At 31.0% G+C, this 24,453-nt stretch carries 27 protein-coding genes; 14 read left to right on the forward strand and 13 right to left on the reverse strand.

Going from position 1 to position 24,453, the window contains the following annotated elements; genetic code table 11:
* Positions 1 to 27: 27 nt before the first annotated feature.
* The 7 genes from ABNT22_RS08110 to ABNT22_RS08140 all read right to left on the reverse strand — a co-directional run bounded on the left by ABNT22_RS08110 (position 28) and on the right by ABNT22_RS08140 (position 7,909).
* Positions 28 to 1,698 (reverse strand): RluA family pseudouridine synthase, encoded by a 1,671-nt coding sequence (locus ABNT22_RS08110; RefSeq protein ID WP_348718870.1) that lies wholly within the window; start codon positions 1,696 to 1,698, stop codon positions 28 to 30.
* A gap of 45 nt (positions 1,699 to 1,743) precedes the next feature.
* Positions 1,744 to 3,516 carry a long-chain fatty acid--CoA ligase gene (locus tag ABNT22_RS08115; RefSeq protein ID WP_348718869.1) on the reverse strand — a complete coding sequence of 591 codons (1,773 nt, stop codon included), beginning with the start codon at positions 3,514 to 3,516 and terminating at the stop codon, positions 1,744 to 1,746.
* A gap of 72 nt (positions 3,517 to 3,588) precedes the next feature.
* Positions 3,589 to 5,361 (reverse strand): long-chain fatty acid--CoA ligase, encoded by a 1,773-nt coding sequence (locus ABNT22_RS08120; protein ID WP_348718867.1) that lies wholly within the window; start codon positions 5,359 to 5,361, stop codon positions 3,589 to 3,591.
* 142 nt (positions 5,362 to 5,503) lie between these two features.
* Positions 5,504 to 6,424, reverse strand: a complete 921-nt coding sequence (locus tag ABNT22_RS08125) for a hypothetical protein (protein WP_348718865.1) — start codon at positions 6,422 to 6,424, stop codon at positions 5,504 to 5,506.
* Positions 6,425 to 6,468: 44 nt separating this feature from the next.
* On the reverse strand, positions 6,469 to 6,867 hold the full coding sequence (locus ABNT22_RS08130) for a YchJ family protein (RefSeq protein WP_348718864.1): 399 nt from the start codon (positions 6,865 to 6,867) through the stop codon (positions 6,469 to 6,471).
* Complete coding sequence (locus ABNT22_RS08135) at positions 6,867 to 7,226, reverse strand: hypothetical protein (RefSeq protein ID WP_348718863.1); 360 nt, start codon at positions 7,224 to 7,226, stop codon at positions 6,867 to 6,869. Before ABNT22_RS08135 ends, ABNT22_RS08130 begins: the two co-directional genes overlap by 1 nt.
* Before the next feature lie 47 nt (positions 7,227 to 7,273).
* Positions 7,274 to 7,909 (reverse strand): TetR/AcrR family transcriptional regulator, encoded by a 636-nt coding sequence (locus tag ABNT22_RS08140; protein WP_348718862.1) that lies wholly within the window; start codon positions 7,907 to 7,909, stop codon positions 7,274 to 7,276.
* An 86-nt stretch (positions 7,910 to 7,995) separates the two neighbouring features.
* Between ABNT22_RS08140 and ABNT22_RS08145 the strand changes: the two genes are divergently transcribed.
* The 3 genes from ABNT22_RS08145 to ABNT22_RS08155 all read left to right on the forward strand — a co-directional run bounded on the left by ABNT22_RS08145 (position 7,996) and on the right by ABNT22_RS08155 (position 11,120).
* Positions 7,996 to 9,783: an acyl-CoA dehydrogenase family protein gene (locus tag ABNT22_RS08145; protein ID WP_348718861.1), complete on the forward strand. Its 1,788-nt coding sequence runs from the start codon at positions 7,996 to 7,998 to the stop codon at positions 9,781 to 9,783.
* Positions 9,784 to 9,788: 5 nt separating this feature from the next.
* On the forward strand, positions 9,789 to 10,442 hold the full coding sequence (locus ABNT22_RS08150; RefSeq protein ID WP_348718860.1) for a transglutaminase-like domain-containing protein: 654 nt from the start codon (positions 9,789 to 9,791) through the stop codon (positions 10,440 to 10,442).
* Positions 10,443 to 10,559: 117 nt separating this feature from the next.
* Positions 10,560 to 11,120: a Crp/Fnr family transcriptional regulator gene (locus ABNT22_RS08155; protein WP_348718859.1), complete on the forward strand. Its 561-nt coding sequence runs from the start codon at positions 10,560 to 10,562 to the stop codon at positions 11,118 to 11,120.
* A gap of 91 nt (positions 11,121 to 11,211) precedes the next feature.
* On the opposite strand, the gene ABNT22_RS08160 is transcribed toward ABNT22_RS08155, so the two are convergent.
* Genes ABNT22_RS08160 through ABNT22_RS08185 form a run of 6 tightly spaced genes read right to left on the reverse strand, consistent with a single transcriptional unit; the run spans position 11,212 to position 14,867 of the window.
* Positions 11,212 to 12,078 carry a DUF5777 family beta-barrel protein gene (locus ABNT22_RS08160; protein WP_348718858.1) on the reverse strand — a complete coding sequence of 289 codons (867 nt, stop codon included), beginning with the start codon at positions 12,076 to 12,078 and terminating at the stop codon, positions 11,212 to 11,214.
* The gene (locus ABNT22_RS08165) at positions 12,063 to 12,446 is read right to left on the reverse strand and encodes a hypothetical protein (RefSeq protein ID WP_348721688.1); all 384 of its coding nucleotides are present in this window, start codon (positions 12,444 to 12,446) and stop codon (positions 12,063 to 12,065) included. Before ABNT22_RS08165 ends, ABNT22_RS08160 begins: the two co-directional genes overlap by 16 nt.
* Positions 12,424 to 12,966, reverse strand: coding sequence for a YceI family protein (locus ABNT22_RS08170; protein WP_348718854.1), 543 nt, complete (start codon positions 12,964 to 12,966; stop codon positions 12,424 to 12,426). The genes ABNT22_RS08165 and ABNT22_RS08170 overlap by 23 nt, the downstream gene beginning before the upstream one ends.
* A gap of 15 nt (positions 12,967 to 12,981) precedes the next feature.
* Positions 12,982 to 13,317, reverse strand: a complete 336-nt coding sequence (locus ABNT22_RS08175) for a hypothetical protein (protein ID WP_348718853.1) — start codon at positions 13,315 to 13,317, stop codon at positions 12,982 to 12,984.
* A gap of 4 nt (positions 13,318 to 13,321) precedes the next feature.
* Positions 13,322 to 14,473, reverse strand: coding sequence for a hypothetical protein (locus ABNT22_RS08180; protein ID WP_348718852.1), 1,152 nt, complete (start codon positions 14,471 to 14,473; stop codon positions 13,322 to 13,324).
* A gap of 13 nt (positions 14,474 to 14,486) precedes the next feature.
* Positions 14,487 to 14,867, reverse strand: coding sequence for a hypothetical protein (locus ABNT22_RS08185; RefSeq protein ID WP_348718851.1), 381 nt, complete (start codon positions 14,865 to 14,867; stop codon positions 14,487 to 14,489).
* A gap of 148 nt (positions 14,868 to 15,015) precedes the next feature.
* Between ABNT22_RS08185 and ABNT22_RS08190 the strand changes: the two genes are divergently transcribed.
* The 11 genes from ABNT22_RS08190 (at position 15,016) to ABNT22_RS08240 (ending at position 24,387) form a co-directional block, all read left to right on the forward strand.
* Positions 15,016 to 15,309, forward strand: a complete 294-nt coding sequence (locus tag ABNT22_RS08190; RefSeq protein WP_348718850.1) for a DUF6787 family protein — start codon at positions 15,016 to 15,018, stop codon at positions 15,307 to 15,309.
* Positions 15,310 to 15,331: 22 nt separating this feature from the next.
* Positions 15,332 to 15,592, forward strand: coding sequence for a hypothetical protein (locus ABNT22_RS08195; protein ID WP_348718848.1), 261 nt, complete (start codon positions 15,332 to 15,334; stop codon positions 15,590 to 15,592).
* 5 nt (positions 15,593 to 15,597) lie between these two features.
* Positions 15,598 to 16,443 (forward strand): ABC transporter six-transmembrane domain-containing protein, encoded by an 846-nt coding sequence (locus ABNT22_RS08200; protein WP_348718847.1) that lies wholly within the window; start codon positions 15,598 to 15,600, stop codon positions 16,441 to 16,443.
* Positions 16,444 to 16,686 (forward strand): hypothetical protein, encoded by a 243-nt coding sequence (locus ABNT22_RS08205; protein WP_348718846.1) that lies wholly within the window; start codon positions 16,444 to 16,446, stop codon positions 16,684 to 16,686.
* A gap of 56 nt (positions 16,687 to 16,742) precedes the next feature.
* Positions 16,743 to 16,967, forward strand: a complete 225-nt coding sequence (locus ABNT22_RS08210; protein WP_348718845.1) for a hypothetical protein — start codon at positions 16,743 to 16,745, stop codon at positions 16,965 to 16,967.
* A gap of 71 nt (positions 16,968 to 17,038) precedes the next feature.
* On the forward strand, positions 17,039 to 18,025 hold the full coding sequence (locus tag ABNT22_RS08215; RefSeq protein ID WP_348718843.1) for a sterol desaturase family protein: 987 nt from the start codon (positions 17,039 to 17,041) through the stop codon (positions 18,023 to 18,025).
* 26 nt (positions 18,026 to 18,051) lie between these two features.
* Positions 18,052 to 18,600, forward strand: a complete 549-nt coding sequence (locus ABNT22_RS08220) for a hypothetical protein (RefSeq protein WP_348718842.1) — start codon at positions 18,052 to 18,054, stop codon at positions 18,598 to 18,600.
* A 16-nt stretch (positions 18,601 to 18,616) separates the two neighbouring features.
* The gene (locus tag ABNT22_RS08225) at positions 18,617 to 19,849 is read left to right on the forward strand and encodes an aromatic ring-hydroxylating dioxygenase subunit alpha (protein WP_348718841.1); all 1,233 of its coding nucleotides are present in this window, start codon (positions 18,617 to 18,619) and stop codon (positions 19,847 to 19,849) included.
* 10 nt (positions 19,850 to 19,859) lie between these two features.
* Positions 19,860 to 20,471 carry a DUF4377 domain-containing protein gene (locus ABNT22_RS08230; protein ID WP_348718839.1) on the forward strand — a complete coding sequence of 204 codons (612 nt, stop codon included), beginning with the start codon at positions 19,860 to 19,862 and terminating at the stop codon, positions 20,469 to 20,471.
* A 1-nt stretch (position 20,472) separates the two neighbouring features.
* Complete coding sequence (locus ABNT22_RS08235) at positions 20,473 to 21,540, forward strand: ferredoxin--NADP reductase (RefSeq protein ID WP_348718838.1); 1,068 nt, start codon at positions 20,473 to 20,475, stop codon at positions 21,538 to 21,540.
* Between the two features lie 75 nt (positions 21,541 to 21,615).
* Positions 21,616 to 24,387 carry a triple tyrosine motif-containing protein gene (locus tag ABNT22_RS08240; protein WP_348718837.1) on the forward strand — a complete coding sequence of 924 codons (2,772 nt, stop codon included), beginning with the start codon at positions 21,616 to 21,618 and terminating at the stop codon, positions 24,385 to 24,387.
* The last annotated feature ends 66 nt before the right edge of the window (positions 24,388 to 24,453 follow it).

Here is a 24,453-nt window from a genome sequence, read left to right on the forward strand (position 1 = left end):
TATGAACAATTATAGGTAATTTAAAAATTAAAACTCACTCTTCACCATAAATTCAATTTGTTTCTTTGTTTTAGGATGGATAAAAGCAATGTATTCTGCATGTAAATGAAGTCTATTTGTCTTTTTTCCATATAAATCATCACCTACAATTGGGGTATTCAATCCTAAGTGATGCGCAGCGTGCATTCGTAATTGGTGAGTTCTACCAGTAATTGGATAGAAGTAAACTTTAGTTTTACCATTAATAACTTCGACAGTTTTCCATTTCGTCAGTGCTTTTTTTCCTTTATCAAAGCATACCATTTGTTTGGGTCTATAATGAAAATCTACTTTTAATGGAAGCGAAATCTCTCCTTTTTTTTCTGAGAGAACTCCGTCTAGTAGTGCTACATAGCGCTTTTGAATGGTTTTATCTTTAAACTGATCTTGTAAGAAATGATGTGCTTCTTTTGTCTTGGCAATTAGTAGAATTCCAGAAGTAGACATGTCCAAACGATGTACAATAAGAGGTCCAGTAGCATTTGGATATCTTTTTTTCATTCGAGTGTACACAGAGTCTTCAATCTCAGTTCCAGAAACAGAAAGTAGATCAACAGGTTTGTTGATAACTGCTAAGGTATCATCTTCATAAATAATTTCAATTTCTTTTGCTGCTTTTAACTCAACGTAAATAGGGTTTTCTTCAACATGCAATCCTTCCAGCATATGGGATAGGATAGGTTTGCATTTTCCTACACAAGCAGGGTAAAAATAACCATGTTTTCTTACAGAGCTAATTAAAGGCTTTCCCCACCAAAACTCAGCCATACAAATAGGGGTGAGGTTGTTTAAAAAAGCATATTGTAATAACTTAGGAGCACTACAATCACCTGCACCAGCTGGAATATTTTGTTTGGTGTTAGAAAAAATATCAAGAAGGTTTTTTTCTTCTGATGATGTGTTTAAAAAAGAATAGTTCTTAAAGATTTCTTGTTGTACCCAAGCGGATTTTTGAGCACGTTCCTTTTTAAGAAATTCTATTCGAGATTTAAACGAATCTAATTCAGTTTTTAAGGGATATAATTTATCGTTCAAATAAACTTCATACTCTCTTAAATAAAAACTTTCATTTATTTTAAGCTGATTGAGCTTGTTTTGATAACTTGTTATTTCTTCCTCCGATAAGCTCTGTTGTAATGCTTTATAAGTTTGTTTTCGAGTTTTTTGTCTGGTTTTTATATGTTGTTTTTCAGTAGCTAAAAGGGAATTGTGTTTTTGATATTGCAACTCGAAGTTTCGTTTGATGTTGATGTACTTACTATTATTTTCAATACTTTCTATCTCTTTATTGATCTTATTTAGTTCATTTTCGGTAGTACGATAAAAGCCATCTTTTACAAGTATGTCATAAATAGGAGGTACAAAAAAAGAATGTTGGGTACTTTCGGCTAATTTTCCTGAGAAAGCAGCTAGATATCCTAATTTGCCATCACAATCCTTAACTACTAAAACCCCAAACATTTTACCTAAAGCATTTTGAGAATTTGGATTATCAATTCCGAAATCATGATTAAAGTCCTTTTGGGTTTCTAAATAGTTCTGTAGTTCCTCTGTAGCAACCTTAGCCAAGGGATGAGGTGTATAATTAAAAGGAAAAGTAAACTGTTTTGGTAGTTCACAGTTCGAAATATCAGAAGAGAAATAGTGTAATTTATACATGCTTAGAGAAAGAAAAAGTGCTGCCTCAGCAACACTTTTGATAGATTAACAGTTATAAATTTTATCGTATAAATCTTTATAAATATCTTTTATAATTTTACGTTTCATTTTCATGGTTGGTGTTAAATGCCCTCCATCAATAGACCATTCATCTGGAGTAAGTTCGAATCGTTTAATTTGCTCCCATTTACCAAACTTCTTGTTGCAGTTATCTACTTCTTCTTGAATACGTTCAATAACTTTAGGATTTGCTATTACTGAAGCATTGTCTCCTAATTCAAGCTGATGTCTTTCAGCCCATTCTCTAACAAATTCAAAGTTTGGTTGAATTAAAGCAGCTGGCATTTTTTCTCCTTCACCAACAACCATAATTTGCTCAATAAAACGAGATTGTTTTAATTCTCCTTCTAACAAAGGGGGAACTACATATTTACCACCTGAAGTCTTGAACATTTCTTTAGTACGTCCAGTAATTTTTAAGAAACCATCTTCACTAATTTCTCCTTTATCTCCCGTATGGAAATACCCATCTTTTAAAACTTCTGCGGTTTTCTCAGGATCCTTATAATACCCTTGCATTATGTTCGGACCTTTGACTAATATTTCTCCGGTTTCAGCAAGTTTTACTTCAACACCATCAATTATTCTACCAACAGTTCCAACTCTAAAACCACCATTTCTTACATCATTTACAGAAATAACAGGTGATGTTTCTGTTAAACCATAACCTTCCATAACAGGCATTCCTGCAGCAGCAAAAACTCTTGTTAAGCGAGATTGTAAGGCAGCAGAACCCGATACCATTAACTTTAATTCTCCTCCAAGTGCGGCTTGCCATTTAGAGAAAATCAATTTTCGAGCTATGTTTAATTTCTTTTCGTACATCCATCCGTTGGCTCCATAAGGTTTAAATTGTAACCCTAATTCAATAGCCCAGAAGAATAACTTCTTTTTAATACCAGTTAATTCAGCCCCCTTTGCATAAATTTTATCGTAAATCTTTTCATACAATCTAGGAACAGCCGTCATAACATTTGGCTTAATTTCTTGGGCATTTTCACTTAATTTTTCAATAGATTCGGCAAAATAAATGGAAACACCACAATATTGATATAAATACAATATCATTCGTTCAAAAATATGACAGACTGGTAAGAAGCTTAATCCCTTTTCGTTACCATAAGTTAACGGAACTCTCTTTTCACTGCTTAAAACATTAGCAACAATATTATTATGAGATAACATAACACCTTTTGGCCTTCCTGTAGTACCAGAAGTATAAATTAACGTTGCTAAATCATTAGGTTTTACGTTGTCCTTTCTATCTTCTACTTCTTGCTGGTTACTGGCATCTTTACCTAATTCTAGTAACTCTTTCCAGTTTTTCTCTCCATCAATATCATCAAAAGTATAAACAGCTTTGAGTTTCGTTTGATCTTTAATCTGGTTAAGCTTTTCAAGAATAGCTGTATCAGAAACAAAGCAATAAGTTGCTTCAGAATGATTTAAAACGTATTGGTAATCTTCTTTAGAAATCGTTGGGTAAATAGGAACGTTTTGCGCACCTACTTGTAAAATACCAATATCACATACATTCCATTCTGTTCTGTTATTGGTTGAAATTACGGCAATTTTATCATTTGGTTGTACTCCTAATCTTATTAAAGCTCTACTTAAAGTATTAGCTTGATCAATATATTCTTGGGTAGATAAAGAAATCCACTCATTACCATATTTGGTTGATAAAGATTTTTTTAAGTTGTATTTTTCTAGTTGATAATAAGGAAAGTCAAAAAGACGCGTAATTTCAATCGACATAAATTCAAAATTTTGGGCTCTGCAAAGTATGAAAAATACGTCGATTGTACAAGATTTATCTTATTGCTTGATTTATTGTGGATTGTATATTTTTTTGTAGAGATTTTGGTATTTTTCTAAAATAATTTTACGTTTCATTTTCAATGTGGGAGTCAAATGTCCGTCTTCAATAGTCCAAACGTCTGGAGTAATTTCAAAACGTTTAATTTGTTCCCATTTACCAAATTTTCTATTATAAAAGTCAACCTCTTTTTGAATTCTTGCAATGAGTTTTTCATCGGTTGAAATGTCATTGATAGTATGATTATGACGACTAGCCCATTCTGTAACAAAATCGGGAGCGAGTTGAACCAAGGCAGCAGGCATTTTTTGTCCTTCACCAACAACCATTATTTGTTCAATAAATCGAGATTTCTTTAACTCGCTTTCTAAAACTGCAGGTGCAATATATTTTCCTCCTGAAGTTTTGAAAATCTCTTTTTTTCTATCTGTTATTTTTAAAAAGCCCTCTTCATCAATCTTGCCAATATCTCCAGTATGTAGATAACCATTTTGAATGGTTTTTTTGGTCAGCTCATCATTTTTATAATATCCTTGCATCACAAGTGATCCTTTTACTAGAATTTCTCCATCATCTGCAATTTTTACATCAACTCCTTCGATAATACGACCAACAGTTCCTATTTTAAACCCTCGGTTACGCATATCTGAAACTGATACCGCAGGAGATGTTTCTGTCATACCATATCCTTCTAAAATAGGAATGCCTGCAGCGGTAAATACACGAATTAAACGTGCCTGAGTTGGTGCACTCCCAGCTACCATAAAATGTAAATGATTGCCAAGTGCTTCTCTCCATTTTTTAAAAACTAATTTTCGAGCAAGCTTGAGCTGAAATTCATACCACCAACCATTTTCTTTATAAGGTTTATAGTCTTCTCCAAGGTTTAAAGACCAATAAAAGAGCATTTTTTTTATTCCTGTAAGATTACTCCCTTTATCTACAATTTTATCAAATACCTTTTCTAAAAGTCTAGGTACAACAGCCATATAATGCGGTTGTATCTCTTTCAAATTATCGCCAATTTTTTCAATGCTTTCAGCAAAATGAATTTCAAATCCCATTCCTTGACAATAATAGGCAGAAGCTCTTTCGAAAATATGACAAATAGGAAGATAACTAACCACTCTTTTCTTATTGTCATGTAAATCGATTCGTTTAGAAACAGCAAAAATATTATCTACAATATTTCGATGACTTAACATAACACCTTTTGGAGTTCCAGTAGTTCCTGAAGTATAAATAATGGTGGCCAATTCTTCTGGTTGAATAGCTTTTTTCAATGTGTCTATTTCTGAAGAAAAATCACTTTCTGAGCCAATATTTATAAAAGTGTTCCAATCATAATCAGTAGCTAAATCTTCAAAAGAAAAAACTTTTTGCAGTTGAGTTTGTGCTTTTACTTTAGTTACTTTTTGATAGAGTTCATTATCCGACACAAAACAATATACACTATCTGAATGATCTAAAATATATGCGTAATCTTTTTCAGAGAAGGTAGGATAAAGAGGAACGTTGATAGCACCAATTTGTAAAATTCCAATATCTAGAATGTGCCATTTAGGAGAGTTTTGAGAAACAATCACTGCAATCTTATCTCCTTTTTTTATTCCTAATTTTATTAAAGAAGCACTTACTTTATTAATTTCCTGTATATAAGACTCGGTAGAAGTACTCACCCATACATCATTGGCTTTATGCACAAGACAATGAGATTGAGGGTAATTTTCTAATTGATAATACGGAAAGTCAAATAACCGAGTAATCTTTTGAGAGTTCAGCATAAATAAAGGTTTTGCTAAAGCTAAGAAAAAGATTTTAATATGGAGTTTTTTGAATTAATTAAAGGATAGAAATAAACTGCATTAAAATTGAGAAACAATAAAAAAAGCCAGCATTAATGCTGGATTTTAGGTGTCAAAGTAATTATTGTTTTTGCAAGGTAATAGTTGTCCTATTTCCTTTAGCGAGTTTTTTATTACTAAGGGTTTTGTCTTCTCTACTCCATTTTTTTAACCAAGAAGATTGAAAATCTAATTCTGTTAGTACCGTTATTTTTCGATAGCTACTTTTTGGTTTTTGATCTGTGTTATCATTTGGAACCAAGAAAAATAATGAGACTATTTCTGAAGAAAAAATACCATTAGAATCAATTTCAGAATTCGTTGTTGTTACAAGAGTTTTTAAAGATTGTGTTTTAAGTTTCTTTATGGCGGTTATTCCATCGGTAGATGTTTCGTGATTAATTTTAAACTCTTCACCAAAAGAATTGAAAATAAAAGCTATTTCGGAATCCATAATGTCTTCCATACTTTTTTTAGAGCTATAAGCAACTTGCAATTTGTCTATTGCTCCGCCAATATATGAGTACAACATACTTCCCATTGGAGCCATTTTAGGATCCTTCTTCTTAATATCGCTAAAAAAGTAGTTTTGAATTTTTTTAGCGGTTTTTTTGTACTCCTTTTTTACATCTTTCCAGTTTAAAAGATTTAAAGAGTAGTCTTTTTTATTAAGGCTATAGGTATAATGAAGGTGCTCTAGTTCAGGTAAGACGTTTACTGTGTTTTTATAAATGTAAGTAGCCAATTTATAAGCAGGATTTACAAACTTGATATCTAGCGTATAATTTTCTGGAGTTTCGTCTTTTACATCAATAACTGTGGTATAACTCGTTGGGTTATCATAAAAAGCAGTATCCTTTTTTTGAACTACTTTCTGTATTTCATGTAGATATACTTTATGATCTCCTACAGACCATTTTAAAGGAAAAGTTTTTTTAGTATCCTGTGCTTTTGCTAAGAAGCTTAGCATTAAAACAAGGATAAGAGTATTCTTTTTAAACATAGGGTTGAGATTTTTTGCTAAAATATAAAAACTAGATGAATCACTTATTTTTTGGCGGTTACATACACCCAATGATTATTTTCTTTAGAAAAAGTAGAGTTTTCATGAATAATATCTATTTGACCGTTTTCTATAAAATAAGCTTTAAATTCAACTGTACCGATTATATCATTAGAGCCTCCTTTAGAGGTGTTTAAAACTTCTAATTTTAACCATTGTACCGATTTGGTCCATTGTAGTATTTCTTTTTTTTCTCTTTTATTAGGTCGAGTAGTAGTGTGATGGCTTTTTTGAAGATAAGCTATATCTGCCAAAACAAAAGCACTGTACCTCGAGCGCATTAATTGTTCAGCAGTTGTTACATCATCAATATTTGTATGTGCAATTTTACAACAATCGATGTATTTTTTATTAGGGTTACATGGGCATTGCATAGAAGACATTAGTTTAATAGTTCATTTTCTTCTTTTATTCGGTAGCAACGTTCTTCTCCAAGAAATAGAGGATTTCCATGTTTTTCTGACCAAAAACCATCTAGTATATCTTTAGTTAAACACTGGTATACCACAACACCTTTGTAAATTTGATTATCTTCTCCTTGGTAATAGAAATTAATTACTAAAATATTGTTTTTAAAAAAGCCATGACCAAATTGTTCTTGTTCATTATTAATTAACCACTTGGCTTGTATTCTATTATTAAAATCTAAAGTTAAATTTAATGTACCACGATAGGTAATAGTATTTTCGTTTTGATTACTCCCAATAATGGTATAGTCTCCAACTAAATCTTGTATAGTCATCTTAGAATAAAAGGGTAAAACTACAACTTTTCTTTGTTTTAGAAGTCTTATGAAATCATTGAAAGATATCCATTAGCGAAAGAATCTTTTCCTTTTTTAGTTAAAGAAGAATGAATCATAGAAAACAGCAGTTTAATATAATAGGTAGATTCTACGGTATCTTTATCCAAAGAATCTTCATAAAAAACGGCGTAATCAATAATCCAAGAATTAAAAATAATAAGCAATCCATGAATCTTTTTTCGTAATAACTTATCATCATTGGTAGGATGCATGTATTCATTTTCCATTAAGAAAATAGCGATTCTATAAATTACGGAATGGTATGCTTTGGAACGTTCTATAGTTTTTGCTTTTATGTTAGGGTAACGGGTAATAATATCGTAACTATTTACTAAGAAAAAACGATATTTAAAGGTTAAATCCATCAATTGCTTTAAACTTTGAAGCATAAAATGAAATTCAAAAATTTCACCTTCTAAATTTTCAAGAGTGTCATCCATTTCATCTAATAAATTTTGATGAAGTCGAAGAACTATATCGTCTTTCTTAGGAAAGTGATAGCATAGGTTACCATAACTAATTCCCATTTCTTCACTAATTGTTTTACTAGAAATATTCATGTACCCCTCTTTGTTAAAGAGATTTAGAGCTGCTTCTAAGATGCGATCTTTTGTATTCATAAAATCAAAATTAGGCATTTTTGCCTATTGAATGAAATTTATCTATATATTTGTCTAGGCATTTTTGCCTAATTAAACAAAGAGATATGAGTACAGAAGCAATAACCTTGAATATTGGAGGTTCATTTTTGGTAAAGGATGAATCACTTGATAATTTTTATACGACAGAGTTAAAATCAGAAGAATCAATAATGATTCAAGAAGCAGCGTCGCAATTTTTAGAAACGGAAATAGCACCAAATATGGAGGAATTAGAGTCTATTAATGGAATAGATAAAACTCCAGAATTACTTAAAAAGTGTGGTGAGTTAGGTTTTCTGAGTTTAGAAGTTTCTGAAGAGTATGATGGAGTCAATTTATCTTTAAAAGATGTACTTCACTTTGTAGAATCAATGAGTAAAGGATATTCATTTGGAGGAGCCTTAGGAGTACAAACAAGTATTGGTATTGCTCCAGTGTTATTATATGGAAGTGATTTTTTAAAAGAACATTATATTTCAAAAATGACTGATGGAACGTTTATTTCAGCCTTTGCACTAACAGAACCAAATGCAGGAAGTGATGCGAATGCCGGTAAAACAAAAGCTACGATTAATAATAATGGAGACTATATAATCAATGGTCAGAAAGCTTGGATTTCAAATGCAGGAATTGCTAATATGTTTATTGTGTTTGCAAAAATTGAAGACGACAAGAACTTATCGGCCTTTGTTGTAGATAAAAACTTCGGAGGAATCAGTTTTGGTCCAGAAGAAAAGAAAATGGGATTATCAGGTTGGAGTACAAGGCAAGTATTTTTTGAAAATACAATCGTTCCATCAACCCATTTATTAGGAGAACGAAACAAGGGGCTTAAAATAGCCTTAAATACTTTAAACACTGGGCGAATTAAACTAGCAGCTTCTTGTTTAGGAATAGGTAAATTGGCATTGGAACACAGTGTAAATTATGCAATAGAAAGAGAACAATTCGGTAAATCAATACTCGAATTTGGTGCTATGAAAGATAAAATAGCAAAAATGACAAGTAAAATTTTCACCAATGAAGCTATCGTTTATAGAGTAGCCAATGCTATAGATACAAATTGTGAAGTGCTGTCTAAAACCATGTCTTTTTCAGAAGCAAAAATAGAAGCTTTAAAAGAATTTAGTATTGAGTGTGCCATTGCTAAGGTTTTTGGTTCAGAAATACAAGATTTTATTGTAGATGAGAGTATTCAAATATATGGAGGAATGGGGTTCTCTGCAGAATCTCCTGTAGAAAGATTGTACAGAGGAGCACGTATTAGTAGAATTTTTGAAGGAACTAATGAAATTAATAGACTTGTTATAATCAAAGAGTTCCTTAAAAAAGGAATGAAGGGAGAAATAGATTTCTTTACACCATATACGCAGTTAATGTCTGTGCTTTCTGAGCCTATCGATTCTTTTTCAGAAGATAGTATTGAAAGATATGAACAGGTAGTATCCAACTTAAGAAGTTTATGTGTTGTTACTACAGGAGTATGTGCGCAGCAATACATGACGCAACTAGCGGAAGAACAAGAAATAGCAATGCTTATTTCTGATATGTTGATTACAATTTACGCTTTAGAAAGTGTAGTACTTCGTATGAAGAAGCTGAAAGAAATAGGAAAGTTTGATAATTCTATTCATAATGCACTATTAAAAACAATTGGTTTTGATTCATTTAATTCACTTGAAAATACGATTAAGAATTTAGTAGTTTCTTTCGATAAAGAAGAAGATGCTGAGGTTATCTTACAAGCATTTGCAAAATATGGGCAAATACCACATAGTAATGTGAAAGAAGCCCGAAGAGAGATTTGCGCTCACATAGAAGAGGCAAAAGGAATATATAACTTGAGTAATTAAGACTTATGTATACTGAAGAAAATTTCTATTTTGATTTTTCACATCAAATAGTTCAAAATGCAATAGAGGATATAACTTTAAAGCATGAAAAGCTTACACCAAATGAATATGCAGTGAAGGCTTATGAGTATGTGAGAGACACTTGGGAGTATTACCCGTATCATTTTAGTTTAAATGAGAAAGACTGGAAAGCTTCAAGTTTAATGCAAAGAACATCTGGACATTGTTTAGAGAAAGCAACCATTTTAATTGCTTTATTAAGGGCAAAAGGTATTCCGAGTCGATTAGGGTTGGCTAAGGTGAAAAACCATTTAGCGGTAGATAAAATTGTAGAAACTTTGCAAAGTGATGAGTTAGTTCCACACGGATATGTTGAGGTTTATTTAAATAAAAAGTGGGTAAAAGCAACACCAGCCTTTAATAAAACATTATGTGACCTATTAGGCGTAAATGTTTTGGAATTTAATGGAGAAGAAGATTCTGTTTTTCACGAATATGATCGTAATGAAGAAAACAAGTTTATGGAATATTTAGATGATTATGGAACTTTTAATGAAGTTCCGTTAGATTATATGTTCGAGTTAATGAAAATGCATTATCCTATAATTAATGAGAAAAGAATTGAAAAAGGAGAAGTTTTAGACTTATCTAATTTATAGTAAAAAAGGTTTCATTATATAATGAAACCTTTTTTATTTTTTAAAGTAGTTATTATAATTGCATGATATTTTTAGAATAAAAAAATATAGCTAAATCAATTTGTTTAAATTAGCAACATGCAAGAGTTTATAGATTATATTAAAGGATTTATTGATGTAAGTGAAGAAACAGTTGAACATATTTTAAATGTAGCTAATGAAGAAACTTTTGAAAAAGGTCAACAAATTCTTAACATAGGTAAGACGTGTAAATATTTATATTTTCTGAAGGAAGGAAGTGTGCGCAGTTTTATATATCAAAAAGGAAAAGATATTACCCATTGGGTTTATGGAGATAAATCGTTATTTACTTCTTGGGGAAGTTATGTATTACAGCAACCTTCAAATGAATACTTAGAAGCAATTGATGAGTGTAAAGTAATTGCTATATCTTATGATAATTGGCAAAAGTTATATCAAGAACATCCAGAATTGGAACGATTTGGTCGCTTAATGATGGAGCAGGAATTGGCTGTCATTGATGAGTTTTATAAAGGATATTATTTTTTGTCTGCCAAAGAGAAATATGAATTGTTAATTAGTGCTTATCCAAGAATAACACAAATTGCCAACTTAGGTCATATTGCTTCTATGTTGGGAATAAGTCAAGAAACATTAAGTCGAATTAGAGTAAAATAAAAAAGGGCCTTTCCTCAAAGAAAAAGCCCTAGCGTGAAAAGAGTGGGGGTTATTACCCTTTACAAATTAACACATGAAAAGAAGTTTGGATTTAAAAAACCCTTACTACATTAAATCCAAAAGAAATATCTCCTTTGCCCCAATCTCCCTGCGCTTTAGTTAAAAAGGCACTGTCGTTACTTCCTCGAGCATTTGAAAATAATAATTGAAATACATGCCCGCCAGTTTCAATATCTATTCCTAAAGTTAGCGGGTTTTTATAAATGGAATTGCTATCTCTATTAAAATTATAGGCATAATCTAAATTTACACTCATTCGTTTACTTACTTTTAAACGACCTCCTATCCCCATTAAAAACTGATTGTGATTTCTAGATTTTGTAGCATTTAAATCTTGTAAGTTTTGACGTACAAAAGAAGGAGCTACTTCTAATGATAAGTTTTTAGATACTCTACGAGAGGCTAAAACTTGAAAAGTATAACTCATACGATCACCAAACTTTAAATCAGGGTAATTTGCTTTTTTTAATTCTGAATTAATGTCTGCACTTACATACCCTACAAGATTAAGAGGGAATTTATTTGATTGTTTTGTGATCGCTATTTTGGCAGTTCCAGAATACGTTTTCTCAAAACTATCTCTACTTAGTCCTAATTGAACACCATCCCAGAAACTATAAACCAATTGAATTTTAGTGTTGGCTTGGTCCAATCCAAAAAACTCATCAATACCATCTTTTAACGAACCAAAACGGTGAGCAACAATAAGATATAAATCTCCTTTGTCCGCTATTTTAGTTGATTGTAAGTTTCCTATTTGCATTGCTTTAAATGCGGGTAAGTCGAATAACTTAGTGTTTTTGGTCTCCTTATCAAGTTCATTTAATAAATCATCTTGAGCATTTACACTCAACGACAAAAAAAGAACGATTAAGAATAAATTTATTTTAGTATACATTGATTTAGTTTTAATTCTTCCAATAAATCATCATATCCAATGACATGACCCTTTATTGTAATGTTTTGATTTAAGTTTAAAGTTGTTATTAAAGTTGGTGTTTTAAATTGACAGAATATTTGATTGTTTAAGGTAATTCCCTCACTATCTAATCCTGTAATTTTACCAGTTAGCTCTACTACTTTTGAATTCCATTCGTTAAAATTCGAACTAGCCTTTTCTAAGAAATCTTCCGAGCTTCCCTTATAACTACTATTTAGTTCTTCAATAGTTTTATGAGGCTTATATACATAGGTATATGCTGTAAATGCTGCTAGCATAATGAAAATACCTATTACAAAAAGTTTATTTTTTTTCAACCAATTCATAGTGTATGGTAATATTTATTTGTTCTGCAATTTTCTTACGGACAATACTTGGTATTTTAATATCGAAATCCTGTGGTTTCACTGAAAAACTAGCCTGTAGTTCTATTGTATTGCCTTGGAGATTAACTTTAGCAATGGTATTTACTTCTTTCTTTTTTCCTCTTATAGTAAGTATTCCATTTAGAGGGAATTCTTTTTGAGACTTCATTTTTTCTATAGAAAGGGCTGCCAATTTTCCTCTAAAAGTGGCCTTCGGATGTGTATCAGAATCCATATAATTTTCATTAAAATGTTCTTGCATCAAGGCAACTTTAAATTGAAAGGCGTTTATAAATAATTGAGCTGCAATATCTCCAGTATCTACTTTTAATATAGAAGTAGAACTATGGTTTGTTGCTTCAACAGGTTCAAAGGCCTCTACGGATGCTTTGAAATGAGTTGTGCCAGTTCTTGTAAAGTATTTTTGTGCGGCAATTGATTGTGAAATCAAAACTATGACTAGTATTATTAATTTTCTCATTATAATTTTTTAGGGTTAATCAATATATCCGTCGGTCTTCCATTTATCAAATAAAGCTCTTCTATCTGCAGTTAGAAGCCCATTTTGCGGCATAGGATTGGCAGCATCATTTATACGAGCTATTAGATTTCCATTTTGAGCTGAATTTTTGACTTGCTGATATGTTTCTAATATCAAACCATTAGCTGGGTTTACGGAACTGTGACAGGTTAAACAATTATTAAAAATTATAGGCTGGATGTCTTGCTTATAGGTTATAGTTCTGTTTACAGGAGCTCCTGCTAATGGTATTTCAGCAGTCGTACAACCTACGCCTAGTATAATAGTTGCTAAATAAAATATTCTTTTCATTCTTTTAATTTTGAACATCAACATTTGTTACATTTTCTATTTTGTTTTCTAATGGAGCTATGGTTACCTTTTTACTTATACTTAAAATATCACCTTCTCCTGGAGCGCCATCTCCATTCTTATCGGCAACAACAGTTAAATAATAGTCTCCCGGATGTAAATAGGTGTATAAGAAAGAATTTTCTTTATTCTCCAGTACTGGAAAATGTAAAAGAGTATCATAAGCACTTGTGTTAGAGGTAAGGAAACCGCTATTATCAGTTAATGGATCTCGTGACAAGTAAACGAACAGGTTGGTATCTGTTATTTCACTATTTCTTGTAATATTTGCGGTTAATGTTCCTAATCTTGGGTGATCTGTAATAATGTAAGGATCACCGGATTGCGGAGCTAATTCATATACATCATTATTAGTTTGTGAGGCTAGGAATGTAGCCGATTTAGCCGGTTGTCCCGCTTGTTCAGTGTATAAATGATCTGGATTAAATCCATTAGCAAAATCTAAACCTTCATCAATGGTGTTTTCAGGAAACCCAGTTGCGTTTTGAGCAGCTTGTGCTAATTCTATATGCATCTTTTTTCCTTTGAAGGTCATGTGTCTAGAAGGTACACGATTCCCTAAATTACTGGTATATGAATTAAAGAAAAGCTCATCATCTTTAAATCGAAGTTCCATGTACATAATTCCAGTTCCGCCAACGGCATCTACAAGTCTGTAATATTTTCCTTCATCATTTCTGTCTTCAACTTTATCCATAACAAAATAACTTGTACGATAAATACCATTTAATAGACCTCCATTACGAGCCATTATCGTTCTTTTTCCTTTGTAATTTGTGACAAAGAATGAGGTAAATAAGTTTCCTAATGATCCTCCTTCGTGTATTCCATGTATGTGAGATTTTGAAATAGCTCTATAATCCCAAGCAAACCAAGGGTATTCATCGGCAATTACTTTATTAGTTCCTACCCAATGCCCTTGCATTTTTTCAAGAAAATCAAATCCATCAATGGTAATATCTATTGGTTTCACTTCTGTATCAGGGGGTGTTGGAGGTGTAGGGTTGGTTCCTCCGGTGATATCTCTTACGTTGTCTTCACAACCTATTAAAAAAAGAACAAAAAATGTTCCTAAAAGCAAATGTCTTTTTTTCATAATTTAGTTTCTGTTATTGTTTTCTAGTCCAAATTTCTATTGAGGGTTTATTTCGTATATGAGTGGTAACCTCTAACGTATCTTTATGTTTTACTTTAATTTGATAATTGCTAGAAGTAGTTTGTGTAGCTCCAGATACAGCATCTATAAAAAGGCGGTCTTTATACTGTAAGTTTTTGATGAAAATATCTTTATCAGTGCCTGTTTCTCGAAGTATAGTAGTTCCATCGTTATAGTAAAGAAGTTTACCTACTATATTTTTTCGAACCTTTTCAAACTTATAAGTAGCTTCATAAAATTTACTATTGGTTTTCCAGATTCCAATAATCCTTTGATCAAAGGATTTGGAGCAACCTAGAAAAAGTATTACGGTTATTAATAAAAAACGTTTCATGACTTACTTGTTTAAAGCTGAGACAAAAATGTGAAGGATGTTAGAAAGTTTTTTTGACCTATGTCAAAATCATGTTTTAGTGTTTTTTTTGACCTATGTCAATTTGCATTTATGAATGCAATAGTAGTTTTGGAGAAAACTTTTTAAGATGAAAAAATTAATGTTACGTTGGAATATTGATACACCAAAAGATTTGATAATTATATTCTTTGTGTTTTCAATAACGGGGTCTTCTTCAGTATTAATTGGTAGACCTATTTTGAAGTTTTTAGGAATAACTTTAGAGCATATACATCCTATTATTTACTACCCATTATTTATTATTTCAAGCTTTATATTTTATCAAATATTTTTGGTGATATATGGATGGGTTTTTGGGCAATTCAGCTTTTTTTGGAACATGGAAAAGAAGATGTTAAAGAGGTTTGGAATAACTATTTAATATTTCTCTCTATATTTAAGATATGAAGAGTACAACAAAATGGAGAACTATAATTGCATTAATCTTAATGTACATTGCGATATTTATGAATTGGGAATGGGCATGGGGAATCCTTTTTTTGTTTTGGGTTATTCCTGATTTATTTTCAGGGGTTACCTATTTTGTTGAGCCCATTTTCAGAAAAGAGAATACTATTTTATATTGGGTAATTGTAATTTCCTGGTTATTAATGGCATTATATTCTTTATCAACTTTATTTATAGATATAAATCAATTTTATTAGTAATAATGAAAGACTTTTCTATTATTTCAATATTTAAAAAATACAAATGGAAAATATCTCTTACTTTTCTATTGTTGGTATTAGAAAATATTGCCAAAGTGTTACAGCCTTTGATATTGGGAATAGCCATTAATGATTTAATTAATAAGAAAAATGACGGGCTATGGTTATTTTGTATTTTATATGGAATTGGTTTTGTAATTGGAGCCATTAGAAGATATTATGATACGAGAGCGTATACCTCAATTTATACAAATGTGGCTACAGAAATTGCAGAAAAGCAGAATGAAAAACAAATTGAAGTTTCGGCTATTGCAGCAAGAAGTGCCTTGGTTAAAGAATTAGTAGATTTTTTTGAATATGATGTTACGCAAGCATTTACATCAGCTATTAGTGTAATAGGAGCATTGGTAATGTTGGCTTTGTTTAATTGGTGGATTTTTGGAGGGTGCTTGTTGGCAATTATCATTATTCTTTTGATTTACACTTTTAGTTCTGAACGAATTTATAAGTATAACATTGGATTGAATGATGAACTAGAACATCGAATTAACGTCTTAGAAAAACGAGAACATACAGGGATTTTTAATCACTTTAAAAATATAGCCAACTGGTTGGTAAAGATGTCAGATTTAGAAACCATTAATTTCTCAATTATTGAGGTAGTATTATTTGCTTTGGCAATTTTTGCACTTTATATCTCTGCAAGTGCTGTTAATGCTACCGCGGGAAGTATATTTTCTGTGTTAACGTATGTGTTGGAATTTTCAGGAGGTGTGTTTATGCTTCCTATTATATTTCAGCAAATTATTAGATTACAAGAAATTAGTGCTAGATTAAAAACAATATAAATGAAAAAATGGAAAACAATTGTGGCCTTGGTATTATTAGTACTAGCTGTAATCTTTGAATGGGATTGGTTTTGGGCATTTTTTATCTTGATGGGATTATTGAATGTTTTAAAGAGTAAAACAATTCATTTTGTAGAGGAAGTGTCTCTTGAAGAAACCCCAAGGTTGTATTGGACAATGATTTCGATTTGGACGTTTTTGGCGTTGTTTTCTATTTTAAATTATTTAAATATTTTGACTTAGGTCAAAGAGTAAATAGGCTATTGTACAGAACTTTGCAGTAAATAAAATATACAAAAATGAAACTAATTTTAACCTTAGCACTCTCGGTTCTTGCCTATTTTGGAATGGTTTATTACGGAGTAAGTTCACTTGTTATTTGGATTGTTTTGATAATCCTATGGACTGTTATAGACTATTTTACCTATGATAAACCATTTTCTTGGACAGATTATATTATTTTAATAGTAGTACTATCATTAGTAGAAATGGGTTCTTGGTATAATTATTTTGGAGTTTTATAATCGATTTTGACCTGTGTCAAAAGTAAAATAAACTACTCTAAGGATATTTGTATTAATTAAAAATTTAAAAAATGAGCAAAACAAGATTAATAATATATAGCCTAGTAATTATTGGAACCATTGTTGGTATACCACATTATGTGGCCGACAATTTTAATATAGCTGAATATACGAATGAAACTGTAGATCGTTTCTTTTATATTTTTAACGATTTAAGTGTGCTGTATATCATCGTACCATTTTTTGTACTTGAACTTGTTAGATATCTTGTCACAAAAAGGTTAAACAAAGATTTAGCATTAGATTCAGTAGCGAATGTATTAACAGTAGGGTTTTTTACTGTTATCAATTATATTTTAGGATTTTTATTCGCAACAAAACTATACGTTTGGGCGTGGGAATTTCGTTTTTTCGATGAATTGCCATTGACGTGGGTAACCATTACATCTTGTATTCTTTTAGCTGATTTTTTATATTATTGGGAACATCGACTAATGCACGAATTAGCAGCAGGATGGGTAACGCATACCGTTCACCACAGTTCACCACATTTTAATATGTCAGTAGCGTATAGATTTGGACCTTTAGATGGTTTTTTTCCATTATTTTTTTCGGTACCAGCCGTTATGTTAGGATTTAATCCGTTTTTAATGTTAGCAGCAGAATTGTTTGTGCAAACGTTTCAAGCAGTGTTACATACTGAAATTATAGGTAAATTGTTTAAACCAATTGAGTATATTTTCAATACACCATCTCACCATCGTGTACATCACGGTTCCAACAGACAGTATTGGGATAAAAACTATGCTGGAATTTTAATTATTTGGGATAGAATGCTAGGAACTTTTGAGCCTGAAGAGGAAAAGGTAGTGTATGGTATTTCAGAACCTTTGAATAGTGTGAATCCAATTAAAGTTTTTTTTCATGGTATTACACGTTTTTATGATAAGTTAAAACATACCAAAGGATTTGGAAATAAGCTACTGTCTTTTGTAAAAAGACCCCATTGGATGCCTAAAGGACAAACTTATCCACCACAACAAGTATCTGATAAATAATGTTTAACTTAAAGGAGTTTTAGAAAATGAAGATAGCAAACAGCATATTTAAAGTTTTAGGATATATAATTATTTTAGGCGGATTAGCAACACTCGTAGTTTATGCATTATATCCATCACCAGATGAATGGGAGTATTACACACAAGAAGGGTCTATTGAAACGCAGTATGTTACTAAAGACGTAACAGAGGAAAAGACAAAGAAAATAATAACAACTACAAAAAAGAATGTAAAAAATAATAATGTAGTTTCATTGGTAGGGAAATGGAAAGTGGTATATAAAAACTTAAATGGATCTGTGATTTACAATATTAAAAAAGAAGGGAAAACATACAATGCTTTTACCTACGAAGTTCAAGATGAAAATGGTTATGGGGAGAAAGTTCCATCAGTGAAAACCTTAATCGTTAAATATTTCAATGGTAAAAAAGGAAAGGGAATTTATAAAGTAGAGTTTGAAGGAAAAAAATATGATATTCCGTGTAAAATTAACTTAAAAGACAATAGTACATTTTTATTAAGTTATGATTATTATGGGTACAAGGACACCGAAGTTTGGAAAAGAGAAAACTAAAATGTTGTAAGAGATTATGAGCTCAATATTAAATAATGATAATTTAGCGTCTTCTAAAATGATGCACGCACTTCCAGTTGAAGCATATACTTCACAGGAGTGGTTTGATTTAGAAATGAAGCATCTTTTCTCTACTACTTGGCAATATGCTGGTTTAGTAGAAGATGTAGCAAATCCTGGAGATTATATTTCTGTGCAAGCGGGATTGAATAATATATTTATTGTAAAGGGAAGAGATCATCGTTTAAGAGCTTTTCATAATATGTGTCGTCATAGAGGAACACAATTGTTAAGAGCAGTGGGGAAAAATCAAAAAGCCATTACTTGTCCTTATCACGATTGGACCTATGATTTAGAGGGGAAACTGGTTAGTATTCCTAAAAAAGAACAAGAGTTTCCTGATTTAAATGGTAAAGAATTGCATGAGTGTGACTTAAATCTACACGAAGCTTCAGTAGATATTTTTAAAGGAATGCTTTTTGTGCATCCGGAAAAGAATGCTTCAAGTATTATGGAATTTTTTGGTGAAGTGGAACCTTATTTAGGCCCACACGTAGTTGAAGAATTGGTAGAATGGAGTGAAACAGATGGAGCACCTTTTTATGCCAAAGAAATTCAATCTAACTGGAAAATTGTCGTAGAAAATTATATTGATCATTATCATTTAGCACATTTACACGAAGGAACCTTAAATATGTACGATCATTCAAAAGCAGAGTTTGGGTGGAAAGGTCCGCACTATTGGTTTTATGAACCTTTGGTTGATGATTATTTACAAGATGTAGATAATGCTGCGCAATTTCCACTAATTGAAAGCGTGCCTAGAGAAAAAATAGGAGCCTATGTACCTTGGTTATTTCCTAATATTGGTATTACCGAAGGAGAGGCTCAATGGAATACTTTTCATGCGATTCCATTAGCACCAGATAGGACATTGGTAGTAATTAGGTCTAAAGTTGAAAATAAAAGTGAATGGGAGTTTACCAAACAATATGCAAAGTCTTCTATGAGTAAAGTTTGGCAGCATTATGGTAATAAAGGAAAGTATGAGGGAGAAAAAGATGATCCAATGGCTTCTGGAGATTTCATGGCTGAAGATATTTATGCGTGTGAACAACAACAAAAATCGTTAAGCTCGCCGTATTTTAGTGTTGGTGCCAGAGCAGTTAGAGGAGAATATGCTATAATGCGATTTCAGGAAGAAGTAAAAAAATGGATGGAAGCTCATGGGGCTTTTGATAAAAAATAAAAGAAATAAGATGAGAAAAATTGTATTAGGGTTAATGATTGTTTTAGCAGCCTGTAATACTGCACAGAATAAAAAGGACGCTTCACAACCTTCACAAGATAATTTGAATATAGAGAACAAAGAAGTAATTGTATTAAAAGTAAATGCTCAAGAAGTAGATTGTTACGGAGCTCATGGTAAACAAAAATGTTTACAGATTAAAGAGTTAGGGGTAGATAGTACTTGGAAAAATCAATATGAAGGAATAGAGGGGTTTAATTATAGTTCAGGGTTTGTATACAATTTACAGGTGGAAAAGATAGCATTAAAAGAAGCACCTCAAGATGCATCCTCAATTTTTTACAAACTCATAGAAGTGTTGAAAAAAGAAAAACCAATTACAGATGAAGAATTGGCAAAGTTTCCAATTTTAGAAGTTACTGAAATAAGAAATGGAAAAGATGGCTACACGGCTATTTTAAAAGACGATAAAGAAGGATTATATACCTGCACGATTAGTATTCCAAATCTAGAAGATAATTATGTGCAATTAAAAGTAGGAGATAAAGTGAGAATAGCAGGAGAATATGCCGAAAGTTATCCTGTACAAATCTTTGCAAAACGAATTTTAAAAGAAGAATAAGATGTCTAAGTTTCATAAATTAAAAGTACTGGAAGTAAAGAAAGAAACGAATGATTCCGTTTCGGTATCCTTTGATGTTCCTAATGAACTATATGAAACGTTTAATTTCAAAGCAGGACAATATGTAACTTTAAAGTTTATATTAAACGGAGAAGAAGCAAGACGCTCTTATTCCTTATGTAGCAGTCCAGTATTGGAAGAACCTTTAAAAGTAGGAGTAAAGCGCGTAAAAAAAGGATTGGTATCAAATCATATTAATGATAATTTAAATTCAGGAGATATAGTTGAAGTGATGGCTCCTGATGGACGTTTTTTTGCGGATGTTCAAAAAGAAAACTATAAGACCTACTATTTATTTGCTGCCGGAAGTGGAATTACTCCAATACTTTCTATTTTAAGAACAGTATTACTAACAGAAGAGAATAGCTACGTAAACATGATTTATGGGAATAGAAACCAAGAGACCATTATGTTTAAAGAAGAACTAGAAGCTTTGAAAAAAGAATTTCCTGAAAGGTTTGCCTTGGTGCATACTTTAAGTAAGCCAAAAAGCAGTTTTTGGTCGTCTAAAAATAAAATGGAGTACCGAAAAGGAAGAGTAGATAAAGAAGCTATAGAGTGGTTTGTTAATGAATTTCCACCTTATGCACAAAATACCGAATACTTTATTTGTGGGCCAGGTAGTATGATTGAAAATACGCAAAAAATATTACAAAGCATAGATGTTCCTGATTCAAGAATTTTTATTGAAAGTTTTGGAGGGGGAACTATTGAAGAAACAATAGAAGCTATAGAGAATGCGCATTTAACTGCTAATTTAGATGGAGAAATAATTAAAGTAAGTATTTCGAAAGGGAAGACCATTTTAAGAACATTATTAGATAACAAATATGACCCACCTTATTCATGTGAAGGAGGCGTATGTTCTAGTTGTATGTGTAAATTGAATAAAGGAGAAGTTTTTATGAAAAAGAACCTTGCTTTATCTGAAGAAGATGTAAAAGAAGGATATATTTTAAGTTGTCAAAGTGTTCCGTTGACACCAGATATAGAAATTGCATTTGAATAATTGACATGCTAAATCTTTAAGTGTTATTGATTTAATTTGTACATTTAGTGAATAACTTTATCTCTAAATTACAAATTGAAATTAGTTTTAAAACTCTCATTTTTCTATTGCTTTCTTAGCTGTTTTCATTTCTTTGCTCAAGAATTACCTCCTGTAACTAATTTTTTTCCTAAAGAATATAAAGGAGAAAAACAGAATTGGGCCATTACTCAAGATAGCGAAAAGACAATATATATAGCCAATAATAAAGGATTGCTAACTTATAACGGAGCATCTTGGAAACTATATAATTCTCCTAATGAAACAATAATAAGATCGGTAAAAGTTATCAAGGACAAAGTCTTTACCGGATGTTATATGGAATTTGGATATTGGAAAAAAAATGAGTTGGATGAGTTAGAATATACTTCATTATCAGAAACTTTAAAAGATACCTTGATAGAAGACGAACAGTTTTGGAATATATTATCTTTTGAAGACAAGGTTGTTTTCCAATCTCTTAACAGAATTTATATATATGACGTCTTAAGTAATGAGTTTAACATATTAGGTTCAAATGAATCGATAACTAAAACTTATCAAACTAAAAACACGATATACTTTCAAAAGACGAATCTAGGATTGTTTAAGATTGAAAAAGGGAAAGGAGTTTTAGTTTCAGGAAATATTGTTCTTAAAGAGAATAGAATAATTAATGTGTTTCAAAAGAACGAAGACCTTTTAATATTACTTGAAAATAAAGGGTTTTATTTACTTGCTAAAAATGAATTGACAGAATGGAAAACATCTTTAAACTTTACCTTTAATAATGCAAATGTTTATAATGCCATTCAGCTTAAAAATGGGAATTTTGCATTAGGAACTATATCAAACGGATTTATCCTTTTAGACTCACAAGGAGAACTCTTGTATCAATTAAATAGAAAAAAGGGATTGAATAACAATACGATACTCTCCCTATATGAAGATGTAGATGAGGATATTTGGTTGGGATTAGATAATGGAATTAGCTTGGTTAATGAAGAATCTCCTTTTACAATATTTAATGATTTCATTGGAAACTTAGGGAGTATATATACATCTACCATTTTTAATGATCATTTGTATTTAGGAACAAATCAAGGTTTGTTTTTTAAAGATTTAAATGGATCAGATGATTTTAAACTGGTCAGTGGCACTGAAGGACAAGTTTGGAGTTTAAGAGTAATTGATGAAGTTCTATTCTGTGGACATAATTTAGGAACTTTTACAATAAATGATGGTATTGCTAATCAAGTTTCTAATATTGAAGGAACTTGGGATTTTAAAAAGATAAATGACTCGCTAGTATTACAAGGAAATTATGATGGGCTTTATGTATTGAAAAAAGATAATCAGTTATGGAGTTTGAGAAACAAAATAGAAGGGTTTAATATTTCTTCAAAACAATTTGAAATATTAAAAAATAGACAAGTATTTGTAAATCATGAATATAAAGGGGTGTATGAACTTAACATAAATTCAGATTATACTTCAACGAATAAAATACAAAAAGATACGATTAACCTAGGAGTACATTCAAGTATTGCTTCATATCAAAATAAACTCTATTTAGCTTATAAAAAAGGAATCTTTGGCTATGAAGAAGATACATCTTCCTTTATAAAAGATACCATTTTGAGTAAAGTTTATAAGGATGATTTCATTTCAGGTAAACTAGTGATACAAGACAATGAAATGTGGGCGTTTACAAAGTCTAGTTTAGTACAAGTAACACCAAGTAAACTTTCTAATGGGATTGAAATTAGAAAAATTCCATTAGATAATATAAAGCGAAATAGTGTGGTTGGTTATGAGAATATTTTAAAAATAGAAAAAGACAAATATTTATTATGTTCTTCTTCAGGGTATATAATTATTAACACATCTAAGGTTCCTAAAAAAGAATTTGATATAACTCTGAATAAAGTACTCTTAAAAGATAATCAATTAGATATAAAGGTAAAAGGCATTTTTAAAAATCATGAGAATAATTTGACCTTTACTTATAATGTAGCAGAATTTGATAAATTCTTTTTACCTGAGTATCAATATCAGTTAAAAGGCTTGGAAAATAAATGGAGTCAATGGTCTACCAGTTTTTCAAAAACTTTTGAAAGTTTGCCGTATGGGAGTTATACTTTTTTGGTAAGAGGTAGAGTAGGAAACAAGATGTCTAAGAATGAGGCTAGTTACTCTTTTGAAATTAAGAAGCCTTGGTACGCGAGTAACTTAATGTTAGTAGTTTATACAATAACTTTTATCTTGTTTTCCGTAGCCATGCACGTGATGTATAGAAGGTATTATAAAAAACAACAAAGAAGAATTATTCAAGAAAATCAAAAGGAACTTAAAATAGCTCAAATAGAAAATGAAAAAGAAATCATACGAATTCGAAATGAAAAGTTAAGACAAGATTTCAAAGACAAGAGTAAAGAACTGGCTTCTTCTATTATGAGTGTTGTAAAGAAAAATGAACTATTAACAGCCATCAAAAATCAAATAGTTAAAGTAGATAACAAAAATTTAAAACCGGTTATCGATTTGATAGATCAAAGTTTAAAAGATAATGACGATTGGGAGTTTTTCCAAGAAGCATTTAATAATGCTGATAGTGAGTTTTTAAAACGTTTGAAAAGTTTACATCCTAATTTATCTCCAAATGATTTAAAACTATGTGCCTATTTGCGTCTAAATTTATCTTCTAAAGAAATAGCTCCACTTTTTAATATATCGGTAAGAAGTGTAGAGATTAAACGTTACAGATTGCGTAAAAAAATGAATTTACAGCACGAAAATAACCTTGTTGACTATATTTTGAACCTTTAAAAACTTAACACTTCTGTTTTAAGAAGGTTTTTTACCTATACATCACCTATACAACCATGTTTTTTA

Source organism: Tenacibaculum sp. 190130A14a (assembly GCF_964048965.1).
Taxonomy (GTDB): Bacteria; Bacteroidota; Bacteroidia; order Flavobacteriales; family Flavobacteriaceae; genus Polaribacter; species Polaribacter polynesiense.